This window comes from Streptomyces sp. NPDC046727, assembly GCF_040645635.1.
In the GTDB taxonomy this organism is placed as follows: domain Bacteria; phylum Actinomycetota; class Actinomycetes; order Streptomycetales; family Streptomycetaceae; genus Streptomyces.
Map to the genome: position 1 here is coordinate 22,837 of NZ_JBEYYR010000048.1, position 26,658 is coordinate 49,494.

Below are 26,658 nucleotides of genomic sequence, written 5' to 3' on the forward strand. Positions count from 1 at the left end.
TGGAAAGGGTGAGCACTGCTCTCGCCACGGGCGCGGTGCGCCCGTGGCGGCGTAGCTTGAGGGTGTGCGATCGGTGCGCGGCTCGTCGCGCGGGGACCGGGAGGATCGCGGCTGGCTGCGGGGCGCGCCGCCGCCGTGGTGGGTACGGGTGCTGCCCGTGCTGCTCCTCGTGGCCGTCGGCTCGGCCACGATGGCCACGCCCCATGCGCGCGATCTGGGTTTCCTGCTGGGCGCCATCCCACCGCTGGCGGTCCTGTCGTACGGCCCGCTGATGACCGGGCTCCTCGGCGTGGGCGTGATCGTGGTGCTGAACGTGCCGGCCACGCATCTGAACAGCCCCGGCAACACCGATCTGCTCACCATCGTGTTCGTGGCTGCGCTGAGCGTGTTCGTGTCCTATGTGCGCAGTCACCGGGACGCCCAGCTGAACACGGAGCGGGCGATCGGCGAGGCGGTGCAGCGGGCCGTGCTTCCGCCGCTGCCGGACCGGGTCCGGCGGGTCCGCTGCGCGACCTTCTACCGGGCCGCGCAGGACGGGACCCTGGTGGGCGGGGACTTCTTCGACGTGCGGGCCGGGCCGTACGGCGTGCGCGCGGTCATGGGTGATGTGCAGGGGCACGGACTGTCGGCGGTCGCCACGGTCGTTTCGCTCCTGGGGGCGTTCCGGGAGGCCGCCCTGGACCAGCCGGACCTGGAGTCGGTGGCGGCCCGGCTGGACCGCCGGCTGGCGGTGGACTCGGCGGACGTACGGCACGCCGAGCTGTTCGCGACGGCCCTGCTGCTGGAGTTCGCTGCCGGCACGGCCGCGGTGCGGGTGGTGGCCTGTGGTCATCCGCCGCCGGTCCTGCTGTGCGAAGGAGAGGCCCGGGAGGTCAACGTCGCGCCCGGTCCGCCGCTGGGCATCGGGCTCGTCGGCACCGAACCGCCGAAGGAGATCACCGTGGTGCTCGGTCCCGGCGACCGGCTGTTCCTGGCCTCCGACGGCGTGTGGGAGGCACGGGACGCCGCCGACGCCTTCTATCCGCTGCCGGAGCGGCTGGCCGCCCTGACCGGCACCCCGTCCGCCGAGCTGCCCGCCGCGGTGTGGGCGGATCTGGTCCGACGGCACTACGAGGTCCGCGACGACGTCACCATGCTGGTCCTGGCGCCGGAGCCGCAGGAGCCGCCGGACGGCTGAGCGGCCCTGTCCAGCCGCGCTCCGGGCGCCGGGCGTCGCTGTCCTGCCCGTTCCGGTCAGCCCACGTCCCACAGGAAGCGGTGGGTGTGGATGCCGAAGTACGGGAAGGAGCGGATCTCGCGGACGCCCTCGATGGGGCGCACCACGTCGTTGACGAAGTCGAGCAGCGCCTTCGGGCCGGGGGCGACGACCTCGGCGAACAGGTCGAAGCCGCCCGAGGTGAGCACCGAGTAGACGACCTCGGGGCGCTCGGCGAGGCTGTCGGCGACGGTCCGCGGGTCGCCGTCCACGCCGATGCCGAGCAGGGCCATGGCCTGTCCGCCCATGGCCATCGGGTCGGTGACGCCCACCACCTGGACGACCTTGGAGTCCAGCAGGCGTTGCAGGCGCTGCCGGGCCGCCGAGGCGGACAGGCCGACCCTGGGTCCGAGGTCGGCGTAGGCGATACGGCCGTCGGTCTGCAGTGCGCGCAGGATGGCCCGGTCGATGTCGTCCATGTCCTTCACGTGCCCCCGCCCCCTCAGCCTGCCAGTTCGGCGAGCGCGGCGGCGAAGACCTCGGTGTGGGTGTCGACGTCCGGCTCGGTGGTGTCCGGGCACATCAGCGCCATGTTGTGGAACGGGGTCAGGAGGATGCCGCGGTTGGCGAGGTAGAGGTGCAGGAAGTCCTCCAGCTCCGGGTCGGAGGCCGCCGCGGACTCGGTGCCGGTGCGCGGGGCCGGGGAGGCGAAGCGGTACTCGGTGCGGGCGCCGAGCCGGCTCACCGACCATGGCAGCCGGTGTGCCTCGACACCGGCCCGGACGCCCGCCTCGAAGCGCTCGGCGAGCTTGCCCATCCGGGCGAACGCCTCGTCCGTCAGCACGTGTTCGAGGGTGGCCCGGGTGGCCGCGACCGACAGCGCGTTGCCGGCGAGGGTGCCGCCGACGCCGCCCATGTCGACGAGGTCCAGGTCGGTACGGGCCAGCAGCCGCTCGGCGAGTTCGGCGGAGAGCCCGTAGGCACCGGCCGGGATGCCGCCGCCGATGGCCTTGCCGATGGTGAGCAGGTCGGGTGCCAGGTCCCAGGCCGCCGTGCAGCCGCCGGGTCCGGCGGAGAAGGTGTGGGTCTCGTCGTTGATCAGCAGTGTGCCGTACCGCCGGGTCAGTTCGCGGACGCCGGCGAGGTAGCCGGGTTCGGGCAGCACGATGCCGATGTTGGTGAGGGCGGGCTCCATGAGGACGGCGGCGACATCGCCGTGGGCCAGTTCGCGCTCCAGCCCGGCGAGGTCGTTGAACTCGGCGACCCTGCTGGTCAGCGTCACGTCGCAGGGCGCGCCGACGTTGCCGGGGCGGGCGGTGCCGGTGCCGTCCGGGGTGGTGACGATCAGCGACTCGTCCACGCTGCCGTGGTAGCAGTAGCTGTTGACCAGGATCTTCGGCCGGCCGGTGACGGCCCGGGCGAGCCGGATCGCCCAGCGGTTGGCGTCGGTCGCGGTGAGCGAGAAGCTCCAGCGGGCCAGGCCGAACCGCCGGGTCAGCTCGGCGCCGACCCACTCGGCGTCCTCGGTGGGCAGCATGGCGGTGGCCCCGCCCAGTTCGGCGTACCTCCGCTGTACGGCCTCGGTGACGGGCGCGGGCGAGTGGCCGGCCATCGCGCCGGTGTCGCCGAGACAGAAGTCGACGTACTCGTGCCCGTCGACATCGGTGACCCGGGCGCCCCGGGCCCCGGACAGGTACCGCGGAAAGGCACCGGAGGTCTTGTTCATCCAGGTCATCGGCACCCTCCCGAAGAGGTGGTCGGCGCGCGCGTAGGCCGCCCGGGAGCGCGGGTTCCGCCGTTCGGCCTCGGCACGCTCGCGGGCCAGGAGGGCGTGCAGACGCGTGCGGTCCATGGAACACCTCGGTGGAGTCGACGACGGAATGCCATGAGACTACGACCGAAAATCTCATCCTTTCAACGCCCCACACTCGATTCGATCGTCGCGACACCGGAATCAAGCGAGCCATCATGGAAGATCCACGGACGGGTGACGCACGCCGTTTCCCCAACTGACGAACCGACACGCGGAGTTCGAACGTCCCGCCTCAAACGCCAGGCCGCGCCACCCCTTCCGCCAGGTAGAAATATCTACAACCATGCATATGCCGGGTTGGGGTGCGGACGCACGAAGCGCCCGGTCGCAGCCGTTCCCTGCACCCAGGCAGGCGAACGAGGACACCGGAGCAGTGCATGACGAACATGATGTGGATGCGGGGCGTGGAATGGCTGGCCGCGGCGTCGGCCGACCCGCGCGCCTGCAAAAGGGAGTGGGACCACGGCGAGGGCATCGCACTGCTGGAGGCCGGCCGGTTCTGGGACCTGCTGAGCGTCCCCGACCGGCTCGGAATGCTCACGCTGGACCTGCTGTGGCGGCCGGGGCTTCCGGTGCCGGGGCCGACGCTGGTGGACACGGCGGCGGGACGGGTCGGCTTCTTCCTGCCGCCGGACCCGTCCGGGGGCTGGGTGGGCGCCGGTCTGCGGTACGCGACCAAGGGGTCCTGGGTCGCCGTACCGCCACCGTACCGGCCGGCCCGCTCCCTGGAGTGGCTCGTCCCACCCGACGGCACGTGCACGCTCCACGCCCCCGGCACCCTGGAGGAGGCACTGCGCCAGGCCAACGGAACGCTGGCGGTACTGGCGCCGACGTGCGGGCAGTAGCACTGAAGGCTCGCGGGGGCGGAACGGAGACGCTCGGGCCACCGGGCCGGAGAGGCTCGGGGGCACGGATGGGAGAGGCTCGGGGCACGGCCTGAAGGCCCGGGGGGCGGAACGGAGGCACGCGAGACGCGAACCGGACACGTTCGGGGCTCGGACCGGAGGCGCGCGGGGCGCCGGTCGGAGACGCTCGGGCGCGGAGCGCAGACGCACGGGGTGCGGACCATAGGCGCGCGAGACGCGGCGCGGAGCCGGGCGAGACGCGGAGCGGAGGCGTGAGGGGCGCGGACCGGAGACGCACGGGGGCGGTGCGAAGACGCACGGAGCGCCCACCGGAGACGCTCGGGCGCCAACCGGAGGCGCACGAGACGCAGGCCGAAGACGCACGCGGGACGGACCCGACCCGCGCGAGGCACCCATCAGAGCCACTCGGACGCGGACCGAAGACGCTAGGGCACGGACCGAAGGCGCGCGGGCTCGGACCAGTGACGCACGGAGCGCCCACCAGAAACGCTCGGGACGCGAACCAGAGACGCTCGGGCGCCAACCGGAGGCGCACGAGACGCAGACCGAAGACGCACGCGGGACGGACCCGACGCGCGCGGGGCACCCATCAGAGACACTCGGACGCGGAGCGAAAACGCTCGGGGCACGGACCGGAGGGACGCGGCCCCAAGACTCCCCCACGCTCGGACCGGAGGCGCGCGGGGCGCCGGTCCTGGACGCTCGGTGTCGACCAGAGGTGGGCGCACCTGAGCCGGTCAGAAGCGCTCGGGATCGGGTCGTGCGCGTCGGCCCAGACCGGAAAGGGCGGTCCTCGGGGCGTCGGGCTCGGCCGGAACCGTCCGCCCCTGTGCCTGCCACTCCGCGACCAGCAGGGCGTAGATCGGTTCCCGGGCACGGTCCACCACCCGGTACAGCCGCCGCATCCGGCGCATCCGGTCCAGGCGCTCCATCCGGTCCATCCAGTCCAAGCGGTTCATGCCGGGGCAACGCCTGGGGCCCGCCGCCGGTACGCCCCGCGTCGGCCACTCACCGGGTCGGGTGAGCACATCGCCCGAACGAGGCCTTCCGCCCGTCGGACAAACATCCTGCCGCCCCGGGCACCGGCTGCCCGTCAGGCATCCGCATCCGGTCCGCCCGCACACCCGTCGGGCCGGCCTCCCACACGGCGCCCGCCCACACGCCCCACACGCCTCCACCCCGCGCGCCGCGGCACCGGCGCTCCTATGCTGGGAAGGTCCGGGCTCCGGCGTCCGCCCTCACGCGGTCGTCTCTCGTGTGCTTGGAGTCAGCCCATGCCGCCTACGTCCGTACGCCTGCGCCGGGGGGCCATGGTCGTCGTACTGACGGGGACGCTGCTCGCGCCGCTCACGGCGGGCGCGGCGCCGGCCGCCGTACCGCTCGCGTTCGCCGCCGACACGCCCGGCCCGTCGGCCTCGGGACCGGACGTCCGCACCCCCTCCCCCGACGTGACGCGCCAACTCGACGCGGCCGTGCGGCGGGTGATGCGCGAGGCGAACGTGCCGGGCGTGAGCGTCGGCATCTGGACGCCGGGACAGCAGAGCTATGTCCGCTCGTTCGGGGTCGCCGACAAGGCGAGCGGCCGGAAGATGGCGTCGGACCTGTACATGCGGATCGGCAGCGAGACGAAGACGTTCACCGTGACCGCGCTGCTGCAACTGGTGGACCAGGGAAAGGTCAGGCTGGACGACACGATCGGCAGGTACGTCGACGGCGTACCGAACGGCGACAGGATCACGCTGCGTCAGCTGGCCGGCATGCGCAGCGGGCTGTTCAACTACTCCGAGGACGACGGCTTCTTCAAGGCGCTCACGGCCGATCCCCAGCGCCCCTTCACCCCGCAGCAGTTGCTCGACTACGCCTTCAGGCACCCGGTGCTGTTCCCGCCCGGCGAGAAGTTCTCCTACTGCAACACCAACCTGATCCTGCTCGGCCTGGTCGTGCAGAAGGAGAGCGGTCAGCAGCTCGGGGACTACATCAGGGAGCACATCCTCGACCCCGCCAGCATGCATCACACGGTGTTCCCGGAGGGCGCCGGGTTCCCCACCCCGCACGCGCAGGGCTACACCGACCAGACGGCGAACGGCAAGGTCGCCGAGACTGCCGGCTGGAACCCGTCCTGGGGCTGGGCGGCCGGAGCGATGATCTCCACACTGGACGACCTGCACATCTGGGGGCCCACGGTCGCGACCGGTGAACTGCCCGACGGCAAGCGGCTGATCAGCCCCGCCCTGCAGAAGCAGCGCCTGACCACCCCGGCGACACCGATCCCGGGCACCGGATACGGGCTGGGCATTTTCGACGTGCACGGGTGGATCGGCCACAACGGCTCCCTGCCCGGCTACGAGTCCCTCACCATCTATCTCCCCGAGACGCGGACGACCGTCGTGGTGCTGCTCAACACCGACATCAACTACGGCGAGGACGAGCCCAGCACGGTGTTCGGCGAGGCCATCACGAAGATCATCTCCCCGCGGCACGTGTTCGACCTGCCCGCCGCACCGACGGCCAGGTAGGGGGTCAATTCAGCCAGTTTCAGGGCCATTCGGACCCGCGCCGGTGTGCACACGGCCGGTGACGCGGTGTACTGGGGGCTGGTACCGCCTCAGGAAAGGCCGACCAGTCTGGAGACAGTCGTGACCGTCACCGACCGTATCCCCCTCGATCCCTTCGGCTCCGACATCGTGGCGGAGAGCGCCCGGCTGCGCGCCCTCGGCCCCGTCGTACCCGTCGAGCTGCCCGGCTCCATCCCCGCCTGGGCACCCACCGGCTACGACGCCCTCAAGGACCTGATCCTCGATCCCCGCGTCAGCAAGGACGCGCGCCGGCACTGGCGGCTGTGGCCGGAGCTGGCCACGCACCCGTCCTGGGGCTGGATGGCGAACTGGGTGGGCGTGGTCAACATGCTCTCCACCTACGGCGCCGACCACACCCGGCTGCGCAGGCTGGTGGCGCCGAGCTTCACCCACCGGCGGACGGAGGCGATGCGGCCCAGGGTGGCCTCCCTGACGGCCGAGCTGCTGGACGCACTGGAGGCCGAGGGGGCCGAGGGCCGTACGGTCGACCTGCGGACCGGGCTCGCGCATCCGCTGCCGATGCGGATGATCTGCGAACTCCTGGGCGTCCCCGAGGAGTTGTGGCCCGACGCCGCGCGGCTCATCACCGACTTCATGGACACCTCCGACCAGAGCCCCGAGTTCGCGGCGTCGGTGCACGAGCGGGTCGGCTCGGTGCTGGGCGCGCTGATCGAGTACCGGCGCGGCCGTCCGGGCGACGACATCACCACGGAGCTGATCCGGGTCCACGACGGCGGCGACCGACTGTCGGACGAGGAGTTGCTGCACACGCTGCTGCTGGTCGTCGGTGCCGGGTTCGAGACCACCGTCAATCTGATCGGCAACGCCGTGGTCGCGCTGCTGACGGACCCGGCGCAGCTGACGGCGGTGCGCGCGGGAGAGGTCGCGTGGGGCGCGGTGGTCGACGAGACGCTGCGGGTGCATCCGTCCATCGCCGCGCTGCCGCTGCGGTTCGCGGTGGAGGAGCTGACGGTCGGGGGTGTGACGATACCGGCCGGGGACGCGATCATCACGACGTACGCCGCCGCGGGCTTGGACCCGGCGCACTACGGTCCGGACGCGGCCGTGTTCGACGCGGCGCGGGCGGCCGAGGACCACCTGGCGTTCGGCGTCGGCGTGCACCGCTGCGTCGGAGCGCCGCTGGCCCGGCTGGAGGCGCTGACCGCGCTCCCCGCGCTGTTCTCCCGCTTCCCCGCGATGCGGCTGACCGTGCCGGCCGACGAGCTGCGCCACCTGCCGTCGTTCATCGCCCACGGCTGGCAGGAGATCCCGGTCCGGCTGGGGACCTGAGCTGCCGGACAAGGCTCCGCCGACGGCCTGGGGGGAGAGGCCGCCGGCGGAGACGCCGCGTCCGGGGCGGGGGGACGGTCCCGGACGGCTCAGAAGTCCGATGCCCTGAATCCCGGCGAGTACTCAGGCGAATTCCGGACGATCAGAGCGGATACCCGGGGCACGCCCGTGCCGGTCGGCTCCGTCCGCAGGGTGGTGCCGACGCCGGGGAGCGCCGGATCCGGACCCGCCGCACAGGTGTCGCGCCGCCCGACCCCGCCTGCGCGCCCCGCGTCCGGGGACGGCATAAGCTCGGCAGATGGCGAAGTACTTCGACGTGCACCCCGACAACCCGCAGCCGCGCAGCATCGGCCAGATCGCCGACGCGGTCCGCTCGGGGGCGCTCATCGCATACCCGACCGACTCCTGTTACGCGCTGGGCTGCCGGCTGGGCAGCCGGGACGGCATCGACCGGATCCGTGCCATCCGCCGGCTGGACGACCGGCACCACTTCACCCTGATGTGCCGCGACTTCGCGCAGCTCGGCCAGTTCGTACGGGTGGACAACGACGTATTCCGGGCCGTGAAGGCGTCGACGCCCGGCAGCTACACCTTCATCCTGCCCGCCACCCGCGAGGTGCCGCGCATGCTGCAGCACCCGAAGAAGAAGACCGTGGGCGTGCGCATCCCCGACCACGTGGTCACCCAGGCGCTGCTGGCGGAGCTGGGCGAGCCGCTGCTGTCCAGCACGCTGCTGCTGCCGGACGAGGAGGAGCCGCTGACCCAGGGCTGGGAGATCAAGGACCGGCTCGACCACTCGGTGGACGCCGTGGTCGACTCGGGCGAGTGCGGCACCGAGCCGACGACGGTGGTCGACTTCTCCGGCGGCGAGGCGGAGATCGTCCGGAGGGGCGCCGGGGACACCAGTCGCTTCGAGTGATCACACGGACCACCGGGCGCGAGGGCGCGCACGGCGCATGACAGCATGGCCGTAGCCGCGGCGCCGGGCGGGCATCCGCCGCCCGCCGCCCATCGCCGAGGGAGGGCCTTCTCGCCATGTCCGATGTCCGGGCGACCACCGTCGACATCCCCACCGAGGACGGCGTCGCCGACGCCTACCTCGTCCATCCGGCCGACGGGCAGCCCCGCCCGGCTGTGCTCCTCTACCAGGACGCCTACGGCCTGCGCCCGCAGCTGCGCTCGATGGCCGACCGGCTCGCCGGGGCCGGCTACACCGTGCTGGTGCCGAACGTGTTCTACCGTCTCGGCCGGACGCCGGTCGTGGACCTGCCCGAGTTCATCGACCCGGCCGCCGACCCGACCATCTGGGAGCGGCTCGGCCCGATGCTGGCCGCGCTGACCCCGGACCTGGTCAAGCGGGACGCGGGCGCCTATCTGCGGTGGCTGGCCGACAGCCCGCTGGCGACCGACGGCCCGGTCGCGCTGACCGGCTACTGCATGGGCGCCCGGCTCGCGCTGTGGACCGCGGGCGCCCACCCGGACCGGGTCGCCGCGGCGGCCGGCTTCCACGGCGGAAGCCTCGCCACCGACAACCCCGGCAGTCCGCACCTGGAGGCTCCGCACATCACCGCGGAGCTGTACTTCGGGCACGCCGACGAGGACCCGTCGCTGCCCCCGGAGCAGATGGCGCGCTTCGAGGAGGCCCTGACCGCCGCCGGGGTGCGGCACACCTGCGAGGTCTACGCCGGCGCCCCCCACGGCTACACCCAGGCGGACACCTCCGCCTACGACCGCGACGCCGACGAGCGGCACTGGCAGGCCCTGCTCGGCCTGCTCAAGCGCACCTTCTGACGCAGGTCCCGGCGCCCGCCCTGCGGTGGACGCCGGGACCGATCCCGTCCATGTCATTGACATGCACCCGTCCGAGCACGAATCTGAGAGCGCTCTCAGACAGGTACGGACCAAGTCCGTACGACCCCGACCCCACACGGAGGTGGAGAGTGCCTCACAGGCCCACGCGCCGCGCGCTGCCCCTGGCGACCGCGGCGGCCCTGCTCGGCGGGCTGCTCGCGCTCGGTGCACCGGAAAGCGCCGGTGCCGCCGTGCCGGACACCATCCCACTGAAGATCACCAACAACTCGGGCCGGTCCGAACCGGTCTATCTCTACGACCTCGGCACCCAGCTGTCCTCGGGACGGCAGGGCTGGGCCGACGCGAACGGCACGTTCCACGCCTGGCCGGCGGGCGGGAATCCGCCGACTCCCGCGCCGGACGCGGCGATACCGGGCCCCGCCGCCGGACAGTCCAAGACCATCCGCATCCCGAAGTTCTCCGGCCGGATCTACTTCTCGTACGGCCAGAAGCTCGACTTCCGGCTGACCACCGGCGGGCTGGTGCAGCCGGCCGTGCAGAACCCCTCCGACCCCAACCGGAACATCCTCTTCAACTGGTCGGAGTACACGCTCAACGACTCCGGGCTGTGGCTCAACAGCACCCAGGTGGACATGTTCTCGGCGCCGTACGCGGTCGGGGTGCAGCGGTCCGACGGCAGCGTGAGCAACACCGGGCACCTGAAGTCCGGCGGCTGGAACGGGTTCTTCAGCGCGCTGCGCGCACAGCCGGGCGGCTGGGCCGGCCTGGTCCAGACCCGGTCCGACGGCACCGTGCTGCGCGCACTGTCCCCGCTGTACGGCGTGGAGACCGGGGCCCTGCCGGGGAACGCGATGGACGACTACGTCAACCGGGTCTGGCAGAAGTACACGACGGCGACGCTGACCGTCACACCGTTCGCCGACCAGCCGAACACCAAGTACTACGGCCGTGTCTCCGGGAACGTCATGAACTTCACCAACTCCTCCGGGGCGGTCGTCACCAGCTTCCAGAAGCCGGACGCGGCCAGCATCTTCGGCTGCCACAAACTGCTGGACGCGCCCAACGACCAGGTGCGCGGCCCCATCTCGCGTACGCTGTGCGCCGGTTTCAACCGGTCGACGCTGCTGGTCAACCCCAACCAGCCGGACACCACGACGGCGAACTTCTACCGGGACGCGGTGACCAACCACTACGCGCGCGCCGTCCACGCGCAGATGGCCGACGGCAAGGCGTACGCCTTCGCCTTCGACGACGTCGGCAACCAGGAGTCGCTGGTGCACGACGGCGGCCCGCAGCAGGCGTATCTGACGCTGGATCCGCTGAGCTGACACGGCACGGTCCCGCACCCGGACACCCGGGTGCGGGACCGCTGTGGTCAGTGCCGGATCAGCCGGTCGTCAGGGCGGTGTCGTCCACGACGAAGCTGGTCTGCAGCGAGGAGTCCTCCACGCCGTTGAACTTCAGCGTGACCGTCGAGCCCGCCAGCGAGGACAGGTCGAAGGACTTCTGGCTGTAGCCGGAGGCCGCGTTGAGGTTCGAGTAGGTCGCGAGGGTCTTCGAACCGGCGGTCACCGTCAGCTTGTCGTACTGAGTGCTGGTGGTGGTCTCGGCGGTGTCGATGTGCAGGTAGAAGGTCAGGGTCGCCTTGCAGCCCGCGGGGATCGTCACCGACTGGGACAGCGTGTCGGTGTGCGAGGAGCCGTACCCGTCCAGCCAGGCCTTGTAGGAGCCGCCGTGGGACGCCTCACCGCTGTCGGTGGTGATGACGCCGCTGGTGGCGGTCCAGCCGGTGCTGCCGGACTCGAAGCCGGGGTTGCTCAGCAGCTGGGTGGAGCTGCAGCCGCCGCCGGTCGTGCTCACCGTCCAGCTGAACGTGGCCGTGCCGGTCGCGCCGGTGGAGTCGGTCACCGTGACGGTGGTGTTGGACGTGCCCGCCGTGGTGGGCGTACCCGAGATCAGACCGGTCGAGCTGTTGATCGACAGGCCGGCGGGCAGACCGGAGGCGCTGTACGAGAGCGCGCCGCTGTTGGTGCTGCTGGCCTGGATCTGCAGGCTCACGGCGGTGCCGACGGTGGCGGACTGGCTGCCCGGGTTGGTGACCGTCACCCCGCTGCTCGGCGGGTTGATGTGGCTGCCCACGTTGATGCCGGCGAAGGCGTTGCCGACTCCCGCGTACTGCGCGGAGTTGGTGCCGTACAGCGCGGCGGCGGCGTTGAGGGCGGCGGTGCGGGCACCGGCGTAGTTGGTGCTGGACGTCATGTACGTCGTCAGCGCCTTGTACCAGATCTTCAGGGCGGCGTCGCGGCCGATGCCGGTGACGGCGACGCCGTCGGAGGTCGGGCTGTTGTAGGTCACCCCGTTGATGACCTTGGTGCCGCTGCCCTCGGACAGCAGGTAGAACATGTGGTTCGCGGGGCCCGAGGAGTAGTGGACGTCCAGGTTGCCGACGCCCGAGTACCAGCTGTCGGCGGAGCCGCCGTCCTTGCTCGGCTTGTCCATGTACCGCAGCGGCGAGCCGTCGCCGTTGATGTCGATCTTCTCGCCGATGAGGTAGTCACCGACGTCGTTGGAGTTGTTCGCGTAGAACTCCACGCCGGTGCCGAAGATGTCGGAGGTGGCCTCGTTCAGGCCGCCCGACTCGCCGCTGTACTCCAGGCCCGCGGTGTTGGAGGTGACGCCGTGGCTCATCTCGTGGCCGGCCACGTCGAGCGAGGTCAGGGCGTGGGTGTTGCCCGAGCCGTCGCCGTAGGTCATGCAGAAGCAGCTGTCGTCCCAGAACGCGTTGACGTAGCCGCTGCTGTAGTGGACGCGGCTGTAGGCGGCGACGCCGTCGTTCTTGATGCCACTGCGGCCGAACGTGTTCTTGTAGAAGTCCCAGGTCTCCTGGGCGCCGTAGGCGGCGTCGGCGCCTGCGGTCTGGGTGTTGGAGCCGGTCCCGTCGCCCCAGACGTCGTCGGAGTCGGTGAACAGGGTGCCGGTGCCGGAGGTGCCCCGGTTGAGGTTGTAGGTCTTGTGACCGCCGCGCGTGGTGTCGTACAGCTGGTACGTCGAGCCCGACAGCGTGGTGTTCAGGGTGACGCTGCCGCTGTACTGGGTGTTGCCGGTGCCGGTCCTGACGGCCTGGTACCGGTACAGCTCCTTGCCCGTGGTGGCGTCGGTGATGACGTGGAGCTGGCTGGGGGTGCCGTCGTCCTGGAAGCCGCCGATCACCGTCTCCCAGGCCAGCTTCGGGGTGCCGTTGCCGGCCCAGATCACCTTGCGGGCGCTGTCGGCGGTGGGCTTCTCGGCGTCCAAGGCCTTCGCGGCCTTCAGGGCCTTGGCCTGGGCGGCGGCCTTGGTGAAGGTCGCGGTGGTGGAACGCACCTTGATGGTGCGCTTGTTGTTGAAGGTGGTGCTCACGGTCCCCTTGGCCAGCGAAGCGGGCGGGGTGTGCACGACGAGGTCGCCGCCGAGGACGGGCAGGCCTGCGTACGTGCGCTCGTACCGCGTGTGGAGCGTGCCGTCGTTGTCCTTGACGACGTCCCGGACGACCAGCTTCTCCCGCGCGCCGAGGCCGAGACCACGGGCCGTCGTGGCGGTCTTCTGCTGGGCGCTCTTGATCAGCGCCTGGTGCTGGGCCGGGCTGAGCTTCGCCGCCAGGCCGCCGGCGCGCAGCGGGCCGGGGTGGGGAGCGGCCGGGGTGGCGGTCGCCGGAACCGCCTGGAGGCCGACGGCGAGGAAGGCCGCGGTGGAGACCAGCGCGGCTCCGATCGTGGCTCGCTTGTGGGGAAGGGGTCTGTGGGGTCTCACTCGTACTCCTCCTGCTGCGACCGCCGGTCGGCGGCCGGTGACAGACGGGCAGACGGGTCTGTCGCCCGGGTGAGCTGAGCTGTGCGGGGACCGTGATCCGTGCATCGGTGGGGCGGATCAGCGTGCTGAGGGAGGATGACAGGATTGACCGAGTCATGTCACCTCACAGCGGGTCAATCGAGGGTTTTCCCTATCGTCGGAAACGCGAACCGGGAGGTGGGGGCCGGGTGTTCGGACGTAGGTTGTGCCTTGGCTGATCCATGCCTTGGCTGAAAGAAGGACACGACTCATGACCGATCCGGCGACGACGCCCGAGCCGGCGACGCAGCAGAAGATCGACTCGTCGGTGCCGCACTCGGCGCGCATCTGGAACTACTGGCTCGGTGGCAAGGACAACTACCCGGTCGACGAGGCGGCCGGCGACGCGTACACCGCCGTCTTCCCCGGCATCGTCACCATCGCCCGCAGCAGCCGTGCCTTCCTGCGCCGCAACATCGCGTATCTCGTGTCCGAGGCGGGCATCCGGCAGTTCCTGGACATCGGCACCGGCCTGCCGACCGCCGAGAACACCCACGAGGTGGCCCAGCGGCTCGCCCCCGACGCACGGATCGTCTACGTCGACAACGACCCGATGGTCCTGGCCCACGCGCGGGCGCTGCTCTACTCCTCCCCCGAGGGCGCGACGGCCTACATCGACGCCGATGTGACGGACCCGGACCGCATCCTCGCGATCGCCGCGAAGACGCTGGACCTCACCCGGCCCGTCGGCCTCATCCTCAGCAACATCCTGGGCCACGTCCCGGACTACGACCAGGCCCGCTCCCTCGTGGACCGGCTGATGGGCGCCCTGCCGTCGGGCAGCCACCTGTCCATCAACGACGGCTCGTACGGCATCGATCCGGTCTTCGAGGCGGCGCAGGAGGCCTACAACAACAGCGGCGCCGTCCCGTACAACCTGCGTACCGTCGACGCGATCACCGCGTTCTTCGACGGCTTGGAGCTGATCGAGCCCGGCGTCGTCTCGGTCACCCAGTGGCGCCCGGAGCCCGGTTCGCCCACCCCGGAGGTCATCGCCGAGCACGGGGGCCTCGCCCGGAAGCCGTGACCGTCCGCTCCGGAGACCAGGACGGCCGGGGCACGCTCGGCATCGTCGAGCAGCTAGCGTACGGTCCCGCCGGTGTTCCGGATCATCTGCTGGAGCACCTTCACGGTCGTGATGTAGTCGGCGTCGTCGATGCCCTGGTGGATGCGGTCGCGGATGGCGGGCGCGTGCCTCTTGAGGCCGGCTCTGGCCTCGTCCCCGGCCGGGGTGATCCACAGCCGCCCGTCGCCGTCACGGGTGAGCCAGCCGCGCCGCAGCAGGTCCTCCGCCTCGGCCGCCAGGTCGTCCTCCGGCCTGAGGTAACTGCTCATGGCCTGCTGGAGTTCGGCGACCGTCATGCCCCGGCCGTCGGCCGAGAGGTCGTTCTTCGACAGGTTGCGCAGCAGCCAGTACCCGGGCTGGGTGAAGCCCAGTTCGGCCTGCCGGGCCCGGGTGAAGGCGATGACGGCTTCGTAGGCCAGGCCGGTCCAGTACGCGGCGGGCTGGGCGGCGAGTTCGGTGTCGGAGAGGGGCTGCTGCGTGGTCATGACGGTGCCTCCTGCGGAAGATCGCTGACACAGGCACCGTAGAACCTCGACCCAGGTTGAGATCAAGGCCGGCCCGGCGGCACCGGTCACAGGCGCACGGTCAGTTCCACGGCCACCTCGTCGCCCACGGCGAGCCCCTGCGGCCCGCGCACGGCGGTCTTCAGGGGCAACAGGTACGTGCCGTCCTTCGGGAACAGCGACGTGGTGAAGTCGGTCCCGCCGATCCTGGCCGCGACGGGGATCGCGCCCCAGCCGTAGGTCGCCAGGGCGGCCACCTCGCGGATGTCCGCCGACTCCTGGTCCGGCACGGCGACGAAGTAGTACGGCGACGGCCCCCGCCACTCGACGACCCGGCCGGCGAAGGAGAGTTCCACGGGCTGCGCTCCGTCGGGGGAGGAGGGTTGGAAGGGTCGCGGTCAGCTCAGCGGGCCGGAACGCACCGATCGGTCGGGGAAGTTGGGCCGGGACCCCCGGCGTCCCGGCCCTGACCGGCGCGTTGTTACCGTTCACCGCGTGTCTGACTCCTCACGCGATACCGCACAGGGCGCCGGCTGGGGCGCGGCCGAACCCGGCAGCTACAAGCGGCTGATGCCGGACCACGTCGAGAAGCTGTCGTGGCTGAACCCCCGGACCCTGTGGGCCGCCCGCAACGGCGTGCTGGCGTCCTGGTTCGGCGATCCGACCGGCCGTACCCGCAGCCGCTGGGTGGCCCGGAGGGCGGCGGCGGGAGCGCCCGCCGACAAGGTGATCCGGCGGGACGTACCGGAACGGTTCTCCTTCATGGTCATCGGGGACACCGGGGAGGGGGACGACTCCCAGTACGCCGTCGTGCCGGGCTTCCTGAAGGCGGGTCAGGGCTCGGACTTCGCGGTGCTCGCCAGCGATGTCATCTACCCCGTGGGCAGCGCCGACGACTACGGCAGCAAGTTCTTCCGGCCGTACCAGGACTATCCCGCGCCGATCTACGCGATACCGGGCAACCACGACTGGTACGAGGACCTCGGCGCCTTCATGCGCGTCTTCTGCGCCGACACCCCGCAGCTCGACCCGGAACCCCGGCCCCGCCCGCTCACCCGCGCCTGGTGCCGCTCCCTGCTGTGGCACCGGCCACGCCCGGCCGACGAGCAACGGCTCGCCGAGGCACGGGCGTTGCGGTCGGCACCGGCGCAGCAGGCCGTACAGCCGGGCCCGTACTGGGCGATCGACGCGGGGCCGGTGCGGATCATCGGCATCGACACCGGGCTGCTGGGCACGATCGACGCCGAACAGGGCGCCTGGCTGCGGGAGGTGTCCCAGGGGCCGCAGCCGAAGATCCTCGTCACCGGGTCGCCGCTGTACGTCGACGGCGAGCACCACCCGTGCCCCATCGAGGGCGGCGGCACCGTGGACGACATCGTCCGGGCCCCGGAGCACCACTACGTGGCCGCGATCGGCGGCGACATCCACAACTACCAGCGGTATCCGGTGACCGTCGACGGCCGGACGATCCAGTACGTCGTCGCGGGCGGCGGCGGGGCCTTCATGCACGCCACGCACACCATCCCGCGGGTGTCGGTCGGCGGGGTCACCGAGCGCGAGTTCCGCTGCTATCCGCTGCGCGGCGACTCGCTCGCCTTCTACAGCCGCCTGTACGGCCGCCGGCTCCGGCTGCGCCGCTTCTTCCGCCTGACCGAGGCGGAGGCGACGGCCGTGATCGCCGAACGGCTCGGCATCGAGCCGGGCCGCGCCCCGGGCGCAGACGCCCGGGTCACCCGCCGTACCCGCCTGGTCGCGGGCCTCCTCGGGACCGGCCGCCGCCCCGACCGGCCCGCCCGGTTCCGGCTGCCCGTGCGGAAGCTCTACACCCAGCTTTTCTCGCCGTCCTCCACCACCTACAGCCCGCCGTTCTTCAAGTGCTTCCTGCGGCTGGACGTCGGTCCGGACGCGGTCCGGCTGCGCTGTTTCGCCGCGACCGGCAACCGCGCGCAGGAACTCGATCCGCCGGTCGAGGACGAGGTCGTCATCCCGCTGCCCGGCGCCGGCGCGAACTGATCACACGGTTGTCACACTCGCCTGCCAGAATCGGGGCGGAGCAGACGTACGACCGCTGGAGGAGCCCGTGCCGTCCACCCCTCGCCCCCTGCGGAAGCTGGGTTTCCTCACCATCGGCCTGTTCGACGCGGCGGACCCGGGCCGGGGCCACGAGTCGACGCTGGAGATCATCGAGCTGGGCGAGCGGCTCGGCTTCGACAGCGCCTGGGTCCGCCACCGTCATCTGCAGTACGGCATCTCGTCCCCGGTCGCCGTCCTGGCCGCCGCCTCGCAGCGGACCCGCCGGATCGCGCTGGGCACCGCGGTGACACCCCTCGGCTGGGAGAACCCGCTGCGGCTCGCCGAGGACCTGGCGACTCTCGACGTGCTGTCCGGCGGCCGGCTGAACCCTGGCGTCAGCGCGGGCCCGCCGATGCACTACGAGCAGGTCAAGGACGCCCTCTATCCGGACACCGCCGACACGGAGGACTTCGGCTACGAGCGCGTACGACGGCTGCTGGACCTGGTGCGCGGCAAGCCCGCCACCGACTTCAGCGGGGTGGAGGGGATCGAGGTCTTCTCCAGCGTGGTCCAGCCTCACTCCCCCGGGCTCGGGCGGCGGCTGTGGTACGGCGGCGGCAGCCTCGGCTCCGCCCGCTGGGCCGGGGAGCACGGCATGAACTTCCTGACCAGCAGCGTCGTCAAGGCGGAGGCCGCCGAGGGGACGGGCGGCCCGCTGGACTTCGCCGAGATCCAGCTGTCCCACATCCGGGAGTTCCGGGCGCACCACCCCGACGGCGACGCGGCCCGCGTCTCCCAGGGCCTGGTGGTGATCCCCACCGACTCCGCGAGCCCCGAGCAGCGCGCCCGGTACGCGCGGTACGCGGCCGATCGGCTGCCCCGGACCGCCTCCCCGCAGGGTCCGGCGCGGCTGCTGTTCGCGCCGGACCTGGTCGGCACCTCGGCGGAGCTGGCCGAACGGCTGCACGCGCACGCCGCGTTCCGCGAGGTCGACGAGGTGGCGTTCGCGCTGCCGTTCACCTTCGAGCACGAGGACTATGTGCAGATCCTGACGGACATGGCGGAGAAGCTGGGACCGGCACTGGGATGGCGGCCCGGCGGCTGAGTCACCACCGGCCCGCCTCCGTGCCGATGATGGGTTCGGACGGCCGCCCGTCCACCCCGACCGGCACATCGCCCTGCAGCATCACCCGGTGCATGATCCGGGGAGCGCCCACGTGTGTGTGGTCGCTGGGGGCGAGGTGGATGGTGGACCGGTTGTCCCAGAAGGCGACGCTGCCGGGTTCCCAGCGGAAGCGGACCGTGTACTCCTGGCGCACCGCCTGCTCCACCAGCATCTCCAGCAGTGCCGCGCTCTCCGGCCGGGAGAGGTCCACGATCTGCTCCACGTAGTAGCCGTTGACGAACAGCACCCGCTCCCCGGTCTCCGGGTGCACCCGGACGAGCGGGTGCACCGAGGCGACCTGTTCGTCCAGCAGGCGGCGGGCGTACGGGTCGCCGCCGGGCCGGGGCTGGTAGCCGACGCCGAGCCGGTGCTCGGCGCGCAGCCCGTCCACGAAGGCGCGGACCGGCGCGGACAGTCCGGCGTAGGCGGCGGCCAGGTTGGCCCAGGTGGTGTCGCCGCCGTAGGGCGGAACGGTGTCGGCGCGCAGGACGGTCGCGGCGGGCGGGTCGATCCGGGTGCCGTAGTCGCAGTGCCAGCCGCGCAGCAGGGTGTGCCGGCGCCGGTGCAGCCACTCGTCGCGCTCCATGCCGTACCGTCCGGCCAGTTCCAGCCGGTCGGCGGTGGTCTCGATCTCAGGGAAGTCGGGCGGTGAGTGCGGTCCGCGGCGCGGGAGGAGGACCGGCTCGCCGAAGCGGCGCGCGAAAGCGATATGACCGGCGTGGTCCAGCCGCTGTCCGCGGAAGAACACCACCTTCCAGCGCAGGACCGCGTCCCTGATGAGTGCGATCACCTTGTCGTCCAGCGGCCCGGCGAGGTCGACGCCGGTGATCTCGGCGCCGATGTGCCCGGCGACCGGCTTCACCTCCACGCCGGACACGTTCTCCGCCGCGCCCGCGGGGTGCTCCGATCCGTCCACGGTCGCCCTGTCCGTCGTCATGCGCCCTCCGGTGCTCGTCCGTATCGGTTGCCGGACAGATCGTGACACTCCGGGGCCTCAGACGGCGAACTCCCGGATCACCGTGTTCCGGAACACCGCCGTGCCGCCGATGGTGAAGAGGGCCAGCCGGTTGTCGACCAGATAGGGGAACACCTCGGCGGAGTGCACGTACCGGCCGTCGTCCACGAACATCTCGACGGACGTACGGTCCACCAGGATGCGCAGCCGCACCCGGCCCGCCGACGCGTCGAACGGAGTGTGGCTCTCCTGCCGGGTGCCGCCGGCGTCGGGCTGGACGGTGCCACGCCGGTTCAGGAAGGCGTAGTCGCCGTACACTCCGGCGTCGATGTGGCGCACGCCGTCGGGCGAGCGGCGCAACTGGACGCCCGCACCCAGGAGTTGGGACCAGGTGATCTCCGTCGTCAGCTCGTAGGAGACGCCGGTGTGGTCGAGCGGGCGGGTGCCGTCGACGGTCAGGTCGCCCAGGTTCACCGTACGGGTGACGTAGGCGTCCAGCGCGGCGACCGGGCGGGAGGCGAGGTAGTAGCCGCCGGAGGCGGCCTTCTTCAGGGTGACTTCGCGGACGATCGAGTCGGTTCCGTTGAAGCCGTCGCAGTCGATGGTGGGGGTGGTGTGCGCGTAGGCCCAGTTGTTCAGCCAGCCGAGGGCGTAGCGCGCGGCGGGGTCGAGGGTGCCGGCCGGGTCCCGCTTCTCGAAGGTGACCGCCGCGTACCAGTCCCAGCCGTGGTCGAGCCACTGCGGTTCGGCGGAGTCGGCGGTGAACCCGCCGCCGTCGAACGAACCCGTCCAGTACGCGTACGTGTTGGGCTGCCCCGACCGGGTGCCGTCCGCACTCACGCCCAGCACCCACTTCGCGCTGCCGTCGTCGGCGGTGATGCGGAACAGGTCGGGGCATTCGAGCACACCGATGCCGTCCTTGACGAAACCACCCGTGTACGTCCAGGACTTGAGATCGGCCGAGTGGTAGAAGCCGACCTTGGTGCGTTCCGCGAGGGCCATCACCCAGCGGTCGTGGTCGTCGTCGCGGATCACCTTGGGGTCGCGGAAGTCGATGACGCCCGGGTTGGCGAGGACCGGATCGGTGCCGTGGTTCCTGAACGAACGACCGCCATCGGTCGAGTAGTACAGAAACTGCTCCTGATGATCGGTACCGCCACCGGGTGACATGGTGACGAGGGCGACGACCGCGCCCGCGCCGAAGCCGGCCGTGTTGCCCGTGTCGACCACCGCCGAACCCGACCACACGTCTCCGTTGACGGTCGTGTCTTTGGGTACGGCGATTCCGCGGTCGGTGAAGGAGACGAGGTCGGTGCTGGTGGCCAGCCGCCAGGCGGTGCCCTCCGCACCGTCCAGGTAGCCGGCGTTGTAGAGGTAGTAGCAGTGGTACTCGCCGTCGATCCAGACCGGGCGCTGTGGGTCGTTCTTCCACTGGTCGGGCACGGTGAAGTGGTAGTCGGCGCGGTAACTCGCGCAGCCGGCCGTCGGCTTGGGCTTGGGCTTCGGCTTGGCCCGGGCGGTCGCCGTGGGCAGCAGTGCCGTGCCGGCTCCGGCGGCGGTGGAGGCGAACAGGGCTCTTCGGCTCAGGCCACGCATCACGTACCGGCCCCCTTCGTGACGGGTCATGGCTCCAGGACTCTAGACCTAACTCGTTAAAGGTCAAGTGTTTCCACGCCTTGACACGGGTGTGACCCGCTTCTCATCATCTGGGGCATCACACCTTGACTAACACGAGTTAGGCACATCTGGATGACCGACTCGCTCCTCTCCCGCCGCGCCCTGTTGCGCTACGGCGCCTACGGCGCGGGGGCCGCCGCGCTCGCCGGTACCGCCGCGAGCTGGGACCGGCTCACCGGGGCCGACATTCCCGGCCGCGACGACGGCTCGCTCGTCGTCGCCACCCTGGGTTCCGCGTTCGCTCCGGCCGGGGTCCGCGCCCTGGTCGACGGCTTCCGGGCGCTGCACCCCGACATCAAGGTCCGGATCAACGCGGTGCAGGCCGTGGACTGGTCGGACTTCTTCGCGAAGATCCTCACGCAGATCGCGGCGGGCACCGCACCCGACCTGGTCTATGTGGCCACCGAGGGCGTGCAGTTGTTCGCCCGGCACCTGGGCGTGCCGCTGGACCGCTGGGTGAAGCGGGACGCGGCCGAGCTGACGGAGTACTTCGCCGACGTCCATCCCTCGCTGGTGGAGTCGATGATGTACGAGGGCAGCCTGTACCAGCTGCCGATCGAGTTCAACGCCGCCGACATGTACCTCAACACCCAGGTGCTGCGGCGCGCCGGCGCGGACTTCCCGGCCGCCGACTGGACCCGGGACGACTTCACCGCGCTGCTGCGCCGGATGAAGAAGGCGAGCGACTCCCGCTTCACGCCGTACTTCTGGACCAACCGGCTGTGGGGCGGGGTGGTGCCCTGGCTGTTCGCGAACGGCACCAACCTGCTGGCCGAGTCCAAGGCGCCGGGCGGCTCCTGGCTGTGGGACACCTTCTATCCGGCGGTACGGCGCGAGGGCCGCGGCGGTGGTTTCCGCTGGACGACCCCGCAGGCCACGGACGACCGGGTCGTGGAGGCGTACGACTATCTCGCCGCCCTGGTCCAGGAGGGGCTGTGCACCCGGCCCGAGGGCGGCAACGGCCAGAATCTGATCGGGGTGTTCTCCACCGGCCGGGTCGGGGTGACACCGGCCGGCGGCTTCTGGGCGGGCGGTCTGCATCTCGCCGGGATGCGCGCCGACGGCTTCGACGTGCAGTACTTCCCGCGCCGGCACACCCAGCGGCACCAGTTCGGCGCGGCCGGTTACGCGCTGCTGCGCACCTCGAAGCAGCAGGACGCGGCCTGGGAGTTCATCAAGTACTCGGCCCGGCTGGACACCCTGGGCACGCTGTTCACCACCAACCAGACGACCCCGGCCCGCCGTTCGATGCTGACCGCGGACCGCTACCGGGAGACCGGCCCGGCCCACTGGCGGGTCTTCTACGACACCCTCGACAAGTTCCCCGACACCGGGCCCATTCCGGCTCCGCCGCAGGTCGCCGAGGTGACCCAGGTGCTGCTCAAGCACACCGGGACGGCGCTGGCGAGCCCGCGCTCGGTCGGGCCCGCGCTGCGGCGGATGCAGGGAGATCTGGAGAAGGCCATGGAGCGTGACGTATGACGGAGACGGACACCCGGATTCCCGCCGTCCGGCGGCGGGCCGCGACGCCGGCCGTGGCGGCCGGGCGGCCTTCGGCGCGCGAGCGGGGGACGCGGCTGCTGGCGGCGGTGTTCCTGGCGCCTACCGTGGTCGGGATCGTGATCTTCACGGTCGTACCGATCGTCGGTTCGGTCGTACTGAGCCTCTTCCACTGGAACGTGATCGATTCGCCTGATTTCTCCGGTGCGGCCAACTACCGGGAGGTGTTCAGCGATTCGACTGTTCTGGTGTCCTTCCGCAACACGCTCGTCTTCATGGTCTTTGCGGTCGCCGCGCAGCTCCTGATCGCCCTGGCGCTCGCGCTGACGCTGAACGGCCGGATGCCGGGGTGGCTGCGATCGGTCTTCCGCTCGGCGTTCTTCTTCCCGCTCGTGCTCTCCGCGGCGTCCATCTCGGTCGTGATGAAGTACCTGTTCAACCAGGACTTCGGAGTGGTCAACTGGCTGATCGGGCTGATCGGGATCGCTCCGGTGCCCTGGCTGACCTCCGAGCACGGCGCGATGGCCACGGTGATCGTCGTGTACGTGTGGCAGCAGTTCGGGTTCTCGTTCCTGCTGTTCGTGGGCGGACTGAACAACATCCCCAAGGAGGTGCACGAGGCCGCGGCGCTCGACGGCGCGACCGGCCTGCGCAAGCACCTCGCCATCACGCTGCCCCTGCTCTCCCCCACCCTGCTGGTGGCCTCGGTGGTCGGCATCATCAACGCGCTGCAGGTCTTCGAGCAGCCGTACGTCCTCACCGACGGCGGGCCCGGCGACTCCACCCGCACGGTCGTGATGGTCATCTACGAGAGGGCGTTCGAGCAGCTGCGGTTCGGTGAGGCGTCCGCGGTGGGCGTGCTGCTGTTCGTGCTGATCATGGCGGTCACCGCCGTCCAGTTCCGGCTCAGCCGGCGTTTCGTCCACTACCAGTGAGCCGGGTGAGTCCCATGAGCCAAGCAACCCTGACCTTCAGCCGTGCCCGGTACGCGCTCGGGCCCTGGGCGCGGATCGCCGGGCTGACCGCGTGTGCGCTGCTGACCCTCGGCCCGGTCGTGTGGACCGTGTCCACCTCGCTGCGCACTCCGGCGGACTCGTTCGATCTGCCGCCGCAGATCGTTCCGGCGCACCCCAGTACCGCCGCCTATCACGGCGTGTTCGAGCAGATCGATGTGTGGCTGCTCGCGCTCAACTCGACTCTCGTGACCGCTCTGATCGCGATCGGCCAGATGATCACCGCGGGGCTCGCCGGTTACGCGTTCGCCCGGCTCGACTTCCGTTTCAAGAAGCCGCTGTTCGGTCTGGTGCTGGCGACCATGATGGTCCCCTTGCAGGTCACGATCGTCCCGGTGTTCCTGGTGCTCAAGTCGATGGGCCTGACCGACACGCTGCTCGGTCTGATCGTTCCGGCGTTTCCGACCGCGTTCGGAACCTTCCTGATGCGCCAGTACTTCCTCGGCATGCCGAAGGACCTGGGCGAGGCGGCGATGCTGGACGGCGCCGGGCCCTGGCGGATCTTCCGGTCCGTGTACGCCCCGCTGGCCCGGCCGGGTCTGGCGATCGTCGGCGTGCTGGCCTTCAACTATCACTGGAACGAGTTCTTCCGCCCGTTGATCCTGGAGACCTCCGGCCAGAACTACACCCTGCCGCTGGGGCTGGTCTCCCTGCAGGGCAACCTCGGCACCGGTTCCATCTCGGTGGTCCTCGCCGGTGTCGTCCTCTCCATGCTCCCTGCCGTCGCCGTGTTCGTCGTCGGCCAGCGCCCTCTCCGCGAGGGCATCACCTCCGCAGGAGTCAACCGTTGAGCCCCGCCGCTCCCACCCCGGACCCGGCCGCCCCCCGCTTCCGGGTCCGCCCGCCCGCCAACTGGGTCAACGACCCGAACGGGCCCTTCCGCTGGCGGGGCCGCCATCACCTCTTCTACCAGCACAACCCGGCCGCGCCGGTGCACGCCGACATCCACTGGGGCCACGCCTCCAGTCCCGACCTCGTCCACTGGGAGCACCACCCGATCGCCCTCACCCCGACGCCCGGTGGCCCCGACGAGGCGGGCTGCTGGTCGGGGTGCGTGGTGGACGACGGTGGCGTGCCCACGGCGGTGTACACCGGCGTCGACCGTTCCCACACCGGGCTCGGCACCGTCTGCCTGGCCCGCGCGGCCGACCCGGCCGACGAGCGGCTCCTCTCCTGGCGGCCCCTGCCCACCCCGGTGGTCGCGGCACCGCCGCCCGGACTCGACGTGGTGATGTTCCGTGACCCCTTCGTCTTCCGGTACGGCGGCCGGCGCTGGGCCCTCGTCGGCGCCGGCCATGCCGACGGCACCCCGTCGGTGCTGCTCTACGACTGCGACGAGCTGACCGACTGGCGGTTCGCGGGCGTGCTGCTGGACGGCCATGACCCGGCCGCCGCCGGCGCGTTCGGCGACAAGGCGGTCGGCTGGGAGTGCCCGCAGCTGTTCGAGACGTCCGGCGGCGCGCACGTGCTCGTGGTGTCCCTGTGGGACGGCCGTCCCTGCTCGACCGGCTACCTGACCGGCCGCCTGAGAGCTGCCGGGGACGGTGAGTTGGTCTTCTCTCCCCGCACCGGTGGCCGGCTCGACCACGGCCGGGACTTCTACGCCCCCGCCGTCCTCCAGGAGTCCGGCCGTGCCCTGATGTGGGGCTGGTCGTGGGAGGCGCGGGACGCGGCGTCGGTGCTGGCGGCGGGTTGGGCGGGCACCCTCACCGCACCCCGGGTCGTCGACGTCCACCCCGACGGCGCCCTCCGGGTCGTACCGGCCCCGGAGCTGGACCTCCTGCGCGCGGCCGAGCCGTTCGCGACCGTCCCGGGCCGGGCGGTACCGCTCCCGCTGTCGTACGACCTGACCGTGACGGCGCGCGGTGCCACCACGGTCACGCTGCTGCGGGCGGCGGACGGCGCGTTGACCGTCCGGCTGGACCCGGACACGGGCACCGCCGTCCTGGACCACGGTGGCCGGCCCCGCTCGGGCGGCGAGGGATCCGCGCCGGTCACGGTACGGGTGCCGCCGGGGCCGCGGCTCAGCGTCCGGGTCCTCGGGGACGGCTCGCTGCTCGAACTGTTCGTGGCGGACCGGGCGACGGTGACGGAGCGGGTGTACCGCCGGCCGGACGATGTCGCCGAGCTGCTGGTGGACGGGGACGCCGAGGTCAGCGCGTGGGAGCAGGTCCCACCGAGGCGCGGCTGACGACGGGGCAGGCCAGCCGCCGTACGGTGGCGGGCGGGGTGCGGCCGGTGTCGATGGCGTCGAGCAGCAGCCGGGCCGCGGCCTCGCCCATCGCCCGGTGCGGCAGCGCGACGGTGGTGAGGGCCGGGGTGAGGTAGGCGGCCATGTGTTCCTGGTCGTCGTAGCCGACCACCGACAGCTCGCCGGGTACGGCGATCCCGAGCCGGGTCGCGGCATGCAGCACGCCTGCCGCGACCCGGTCGTTGTAGCAGAAGATCCCGGTGGGCCGGCGGTCCGGGGCGGTGCCGTCGAGCAGCCGGACGGCTCCCTCGTGGCCGCTGGTGATCTCGCCGCCGGTGCGGACGACCCACTCCCGGGGCACGGTGATGCCCTCGGCGCGCAGGGCGTCCCGGTAGCCGCGCAGCCGCTCCACCGAGGCGATGTCGTCCTGCCCGCCGACCAGGGCCACCCTGTGGTGCCCGGCCTCCAGCAGCAGGCGTGCGGCCGTACGGCCGCCGGCCCGCTCGGCGGGGATGACGGCGGGCAGGGAGTCGTCGTCGGGCAGGCAGTTGGCGAGCACGGAGTGGGTGCGGTGCAGGCCCTCGGGGACCCGGACCCGGCGCAGGGACATCGCGGCGTAGATGATGCCGTCGACGCGCCGGTCGAGGAGTTCGGCGACGGCCGCGTCCTCCTTGGCGGGGTCGCCGCCGGAGTCCACGGTGAGGACGAGGTGGTCGCTGTCCCAGGCGGTCTCCATGGCCCCGCGCAGCAGTCGCCCGGCGAACGGGGACGCGGCGATCTCGTCGGTGACCAGGCCGATCACGGCCGTACGGCGGCGGCGCAGGCCGCGGGCGACGGGGTCGGGCCGGTAGCCGAGCTGGGCGGCGGCCTGCCGGATGCGTTCCTGGGTGGCGGGTGAGAGGTTGCCCTCGGCGCGGCCGTTGAAGACGAAGGAGACGGCGGTGTGCGAGACGCCGGCGAGCCGGGCGACGTCCCGCGAGGTGGGCCGCCCGCCGCCCGTGCCGTTCCTGTCCGCGCCGCCGCCCATGCCGTCCGCTGCCCTCTCCCACCCGCCCGGTTGATCACCGCTCAGCCTATCCGCGTGGCTGGAGGGACGACACAGTCGAGGGACGGTCCCGTCGTCGGCCGGGCTGTCGCGGGCTGAAGGGCCGGGTCC

Annotated in this window: 23 protein-coding genes; 14 read left to right on the forward strand and 9 right to left on the reverse strand. The window is 71.6% G+C overall.

The genetic code is table 11. From position 1 onward, the window contains the following. Positions 1 to 64: 64 nt before the first annotated feature. On the forward strand, positions 65 to 1,177 hold the full coding sequence (locus ABZ937_RS38090; RefSeq protein ID WP_361699123.1) for a PP2C family protein-serine/threonine phosphatase: 1,113 nt from the start codon (positions 65 to 67) through the stop codon (positions 1,175 to 1,177). Positions 1,178 to 1,233: 56 nt separating this feature from the next. Here the strand turns inward: ABZ937_RS38090 and ABZ937_RS38095 are convergent, their stop codons facing one another. Both ABZ937_RS38095 and ABZ937_RS38100 read right to left on the reverse strand, forming a co-directional pair. Beyond that, positions 1,234 to 1,674 carry an Lrp/AsnC family transcriptional regulator gene (locus ABZ937_RS38095; RefSeq protein ID WP_361699213.1) on the reverse strand — a complete coding sequence of 147 codons (441 nt, stop codon included), beginning with the start codon at positions 1,672 to 1,674 and terminating at the stop codon, positions 1,234 to 1,236. Between the two features lie 23 nt (positions 1,675 to 1,697). Beyond that, positions 1,698 to 3,047 (reverse strand): transaminase, encoded by a 1,350-nt coding sequence (locus ABZ937_RS38100; RefSeq protein ID WP_361699125.1) that lies wholly within the window; start codon positions 3,045 to 3,047, stop codon positions 1,698 to 1,700. Positions 3,048 to 3,385: 338 nt separating this feature from the next. Between ABZ937_RS38100 and ABZ937_RS38105 the strand changes: the two genes are divergently transcribed. Then, entirely contained in the window at positions 3,386 to 3,853 is a 468-nt protein-coding gene (locus ABZ937_RS38105) for a hypothetical protein (protein WP_361699127.1), read from the forward strand. A gap of 758 nt (positions 3,854 to 4,611) precedes the next feature. Here ABZ937_RS38105 and ABZ937_RS38110 read toward each other — a convergent pair. Beyond that, positions 4,612 to 4,833, reverse strand: a complete 222-nt coding sequence (locus ABZ937_RS38110; RefSeq protein WP_361699129.1) for a hypothetical protein — start codon at positions 4,831 to 4,833, stop codon at positions 4,612 to 4,614. A gap of 315 nt (positions 4,834 to 5,148) precedes the next feature. Between ABZ937_RS38110 and ABZ937_RS38115 the strand changes: the two genes are divergently transcribed. From ABZ937_RS38115 to ABZ937_RS38135, 5 genes are all read left to right on the forward strand, one after another. Further along, entirely contained in the window at positions 5,149 to 6,390 is a 1,242-nt protein-coding gene (locus ABZ937_RS38115; protein ID WP_361699131.1) for a serine hydrolase domain-containing protein, read from the forward strand. 120 nt (positions 6,391 to 6,510) lie between these two features. After that, positions 6,511 to 7,740 carry a cytochrome P450 gene (locus ABZ937_RS38120; protein WP_361699133.1) on the forward strand — a complete coding sequence of 410 codons (1,230 nt, stop codon included), beginning with the start codon at positions 6,511 to 6,513 and terminating at the stop codon, positions 7,738 to 7,740. Positions 7,741 to 8,038: 298 nt separating this feature from the next. Then, positions 8,039 to 8,659 (forward strand): L-threonylcarbamoyladenylate synthase, encoded by a 621-nt coding sequence (locus tag ABZ937_RS38125; protein ID WP_361699135.1) that lies wholly within the window; start codon positions 8,039 to 8,041, stop codon positions 8,657 to 8,659. Positions 8,660 to 8,775: 116 nt separating this feature from the next. Next, positions 8,776 to 9,531 (forward strand): dienelactone hydrolase family protein, encoded by a 756-nt coding sequence (locus tag ABZ937_RS38130; RefSeq protein WP_361699137.1) that lies wholly within the window; start codon positions 8,776 to 8,778, stop codon positions 9,529 to 9,531. A gap of 176 nt (positions 9,532 to 9,707) precedes the next feature. Further along, positions 9,708 to 10,880 (forward strand): glycoside hydrolase family 64 protein, encoded by a 1,173-nt coding sequence (locus ABZ937_RS38135; RefSeq protein WP_361699215.1) that lies wholly within the window; start codon positions 9,708 to 9,710, stop codon positions 10,878 to 10,880. Between the two features lie 58 nt (positions 10,881 to 10,938). Here the strand turns inward: ABZ937_RS38135 and ABZ937_RS38140 are convergent, their stop codons facing one another. Further along, positions 10,939 to 13,341: a M4 family metallopeptidase gene (locus ABZ937_RS38140; protein WP_361699139.1), complete on the reverse strand. Its 2,403-nt coding sequence runs from the start codon at positions 13,339 to 13,341 to the stop codon at positions 10,939 to 10,941. 289 nt (positions 13,342 to 13,630) lie between these two features. On the opposite strand from ABZ937_RS38140, the gene ABZ937_RS38145 reads away from it, so the two are divergent. Further along, positions 13,631 to 14,446, forward strand: a complete 816-nt coding sequence (locus tag ABZ937_RS38145) for an SAM-dependent methyltransferase (protein WP_361699141.1) — start codon at positions 13,631 to 13,633, stop codon at positions 14,444 to 14,446. 53 nt (positions 14,447 to 14,499) lie between these two features. Here ABZ937_RS38145 and ABZ937_RS38150 read toward each other — a convergent pair whose 3' ends face one another. Together ABZ937_RS38150 and ABZ937_RS38155 are read right to left on the reverse strand one after the other, a co-directional pair. Beyond that, positions 14,500 to 14,970, reverse strand: a complete 471-nt coding sequence (locus tag ABZ937_RS38150) for a MarR family transcriptional regulator (RefSeq protein ID WP_361699143.1) — start codon at positions 14,968 to 14,970, stop codon at positions 14,500 to 14,502. A gap of 86 nt (positions 14,971 to 15,056) precedes the next feature. Next, entirely contained in the window at positions 15,057 to 15,344 is a 288-nt protein-coding gene (locus tag ABZ937_RS38155; RefSeq protein WP_361699145.1) for a DUF1905 domain-containing protein, read from the reverse strand. Between the two features lie 139 nt (positions 15,345 to 15,483). On the opposite strand from ABZ937_RS38155, the gene ABZ937_RS38160 reads away from it, so the two are divergent. Continuing rightward, positions 15,484 to 17,001: a metallophosphoesterase gene (locus ABZ937_RS38160; protein ID WP_361699147.1), complete on the forward strand. Its 1,518-nt coding sequence runs from the start codon at positions 15,484 to 15,486 to the stop codon at positions 16,999 to 17,001. A gap of 67 nt (positions 17,002 to 17,068) precedes the next feature. Then, positions 17,069 to 18,106, forward strand: a complete 1,038-nt coding sequence (locus ABZ937_RS38165; protein ID WP_361699149.1) for an LLM class flavin-dependent oxidoreductase — start codon at positions 17,069 to 17,071, stop codon at positions 18,104 to 18,106. Position 18,107: 1 nt separating this feature from the next. Here the strand turns inward: ABZ937_RS38165 and ABZ937_RS38170 are convergent, their stop codons facing one another. Both ABZ937_RS38170 and ABZ937_RS38175 read right to left on the reverse strand, forming a co-directional pair. Further along, positions 18,108 to 19,103: a TauD/TfdA family dioxygenase gene (locus ABZ937_RS38170; protein ID WP_361699151.1), complete on the reverse strand. Its 996-nt coding sequence runs from the start codon at positions 19,101 to 19,103 to the stop codon at positions 18,108 to 18,110. Between the two features lie 57 nt (positions 19,104 to 19,160). Then, positions 19,161 to 20,717 (reverse strand): GH32 C-terminal domain-containing protein, encoded by a 1,557-nt coding sequence (locus tag ABZ937_RS38175; RefSeq protein WP_361699217.1) that lies wholly within the window; start codon positions 20,715 to 20,717, stop codon positions 19,161 to 19,163. 153 nt (positions 20,718 to 20,870) lie between these two features. On the opposite strand from ABZ937_RS38175, the gene ABZ937_RS38180 reads away from it, so the two are divergent. The 4 genes from ABZ937_RS38180 to ABZ937_RS38195 are packed head-to-tail and all read left to right on the forward strand — an operon-like array spanning position 20,871 to position 25,502. After that, positions 20,871 to 22,280 carry an extracellular solute-binding protein gene (locus ABZ937_RS38180; RefSeq protein WP_361699153.1) on the forward strand — a complete coding sequence of 470 codons (1,410 nt, stop codon included), beginning with the start codon at positions 20,871 to 20,873 and terminating at the stop codon, positions 22,278 to 22,280. Next, on the forward strand, positions 22,277 to 23,233 hold the full coding sequence (locus tag ABZ937_RS38185; protein WP_361699155.1) for a sugar ABC transporter permease: 957 nt from the start codon (positions 22,277 to 22,279) through the stop codon (positions 23,231 to 23,233). The genes ABZ937_RS38180 and ABZ937_RS38185 overlap by 4 nt, the downstream gene beginning before the upstream one ends. Positions 23,234 to 23,247: 14 nt before the next feature. Beyond that, complete coding sequence (locus tag ABZ937_RS38190; protein ID WP_361699157.1) at positions 23,248 to 24,102, forward strand: carbohydrate ABC transporter permease; 855 nt, start codon at positions 23,248 to 23,250, stop codon at positions 24,100 to 24,102. Next, positions 24,099 to 25,502 carry a glycoside hydrolase family 32 protein gene (locus ABZ937_RS38195; protein ID WP_361699159.1) on the forward strand — a complete coding sequence of 468 codons (1,404 nt, stop codon included), beginning with the start codon at positions 24,099 to 24,101 and terminating at the stop codon, positions 25,500 to 25,502. The genes ABZ937_RS38190 and ABZ937_RS38195 overlap by 4 nt, the downstream gene beginning before the upstream one ends. Here ABZ937_RS38195 and ABZ937_RS38200 read toward each other — a convergent pair. Next, positions 25,465 to 26,529: a LacI family DNA-binding transcriptional regulator gene (locus tag ABZ937_RS38200; RefSeq protein WP_361699161.1), complete on the reverse strand. Its 1,065-nt coding sequence runs from the start codon at positions 26,527 to 26,529 to the stop codon at positions 25,465 to 25,467. The genes ABZ937_RS38195 and ABZ937_RS38200 overlap by 38 nt on opposite strands. Positions 26,530 to 26,658: the final 129 nt, after the last annotated feature.

Excerpts from the sequence above, each read along its gene's own strand:
- ABZ937_RS38105 (WP_361699127.1), top strand. The coding sequence starts at position 3,386 with ATGACGAACATGATGTGGATGCGGGGCGTGGAATGGCTGGCCGCGGCG.
- ABZ937_RS38130 (WP_361699137.1), top strand. The coding sequence starts at position 8,776 with ATGTCCGATGTCCGGGCGACCACCGTCGACATCCCCACCGAGGACGGC.
- ABZ937_RS38175 (WP_361699217.1), bottom strand. The coding sequence starts at position 20,717 with ATGCGTGGCCTGAGCCGAAGAGCCCTGTTCGCCTCCACCGCCGCCGGA.
- ABZ937_RS38170 (WP_361699151.1), bottom strand. The coding sequence starts at position 19,103 with ATGACGACGGACAGGGCGACCGTGGACGGATCGGAGCACCCCGCGGGC.
- ABZ937_RS38110 (WP_361699129.1), bottom strand. The coding sequence starts at position 4,833 with ATGAACCGCTTGGACTGGATGGACCGGATGGAGCGCCTGGACCGGATG.
- ABZ937_RS38115 (WP_361699131.1), top strand. The coding sequence starts at position 5,149 with ATGCCGCCTACGTCCGTACGCCTGCGCCGGGGGGCCATGGTCGTCGTA.
- ABZ937_RS38185 (WP_361699155.1), top strand. The coding sequence starts at position 22,277 with ATGACGGAGACGGACACCCGGATTCCCGCCGTCCGGCGGCGGGCCGCG.
- ABZ937_RS38200 (WP_361699161.1), bottom strand. The coding sequence starts at position 26,529 with ATGGGCGGCGGCGCGGACAGGAACGGCACGGGCGGCGGGCGGCCCACC.
- ABZ937_RS38190 (WP_361699157.1), top strand. The coding sequence starts at position 23,248 with ATGAGCCAAGCAACCCTGACCTTCAGCCGTGCCCGGTACGCGCTCGGG.
- ABZ937_RS38180 (WP_361699153.1), top strand. The coding sequence starts at position 20,871 with ATGACCGACTCGCTCCTCTCCCGCCGCGCCCTGTTGCGCTACGGCGCC.
- ABZ937_RS38145 (WP_361699141.1), top strand. The coding sequence starts at position 13,631 with ATGACCGATCCGGCGACGACGCCCGAGCCGGCGACGCAGCAGAAGATC.
- ABZ937_RS38125 (WP_361699135.1), top strand. The coding sequence starts at position 8,039 with ATGGCGAAGTACTTCGACGTGCACCCCGACAACCCGCAGCCGCGCAGC.
- ABZ937_RS38095 (WP_361699213.1), bottom strand. The coding sequence starts at position 1,674 with ATGGACGACATCGACCGGGCCATCCTGCGCGCACTGCAGACCGACGGC.
- ABZ937_RS38100 (WP_361699125.1), bottom strand. The coding sequence starts at position 3,047 with ATGGACCGCACGCGTCTGCACGCCCTCCTGGCCCGCGAGCGTGCCGAG.
- ABZ937_RS38150 (WP_361699143.1), bottom strand. The coding sequence starts at position 14,970 with ATGACCACGCAGCAGCCCCTCTCCGACACCGAACTCGCCGCCCAGCCC.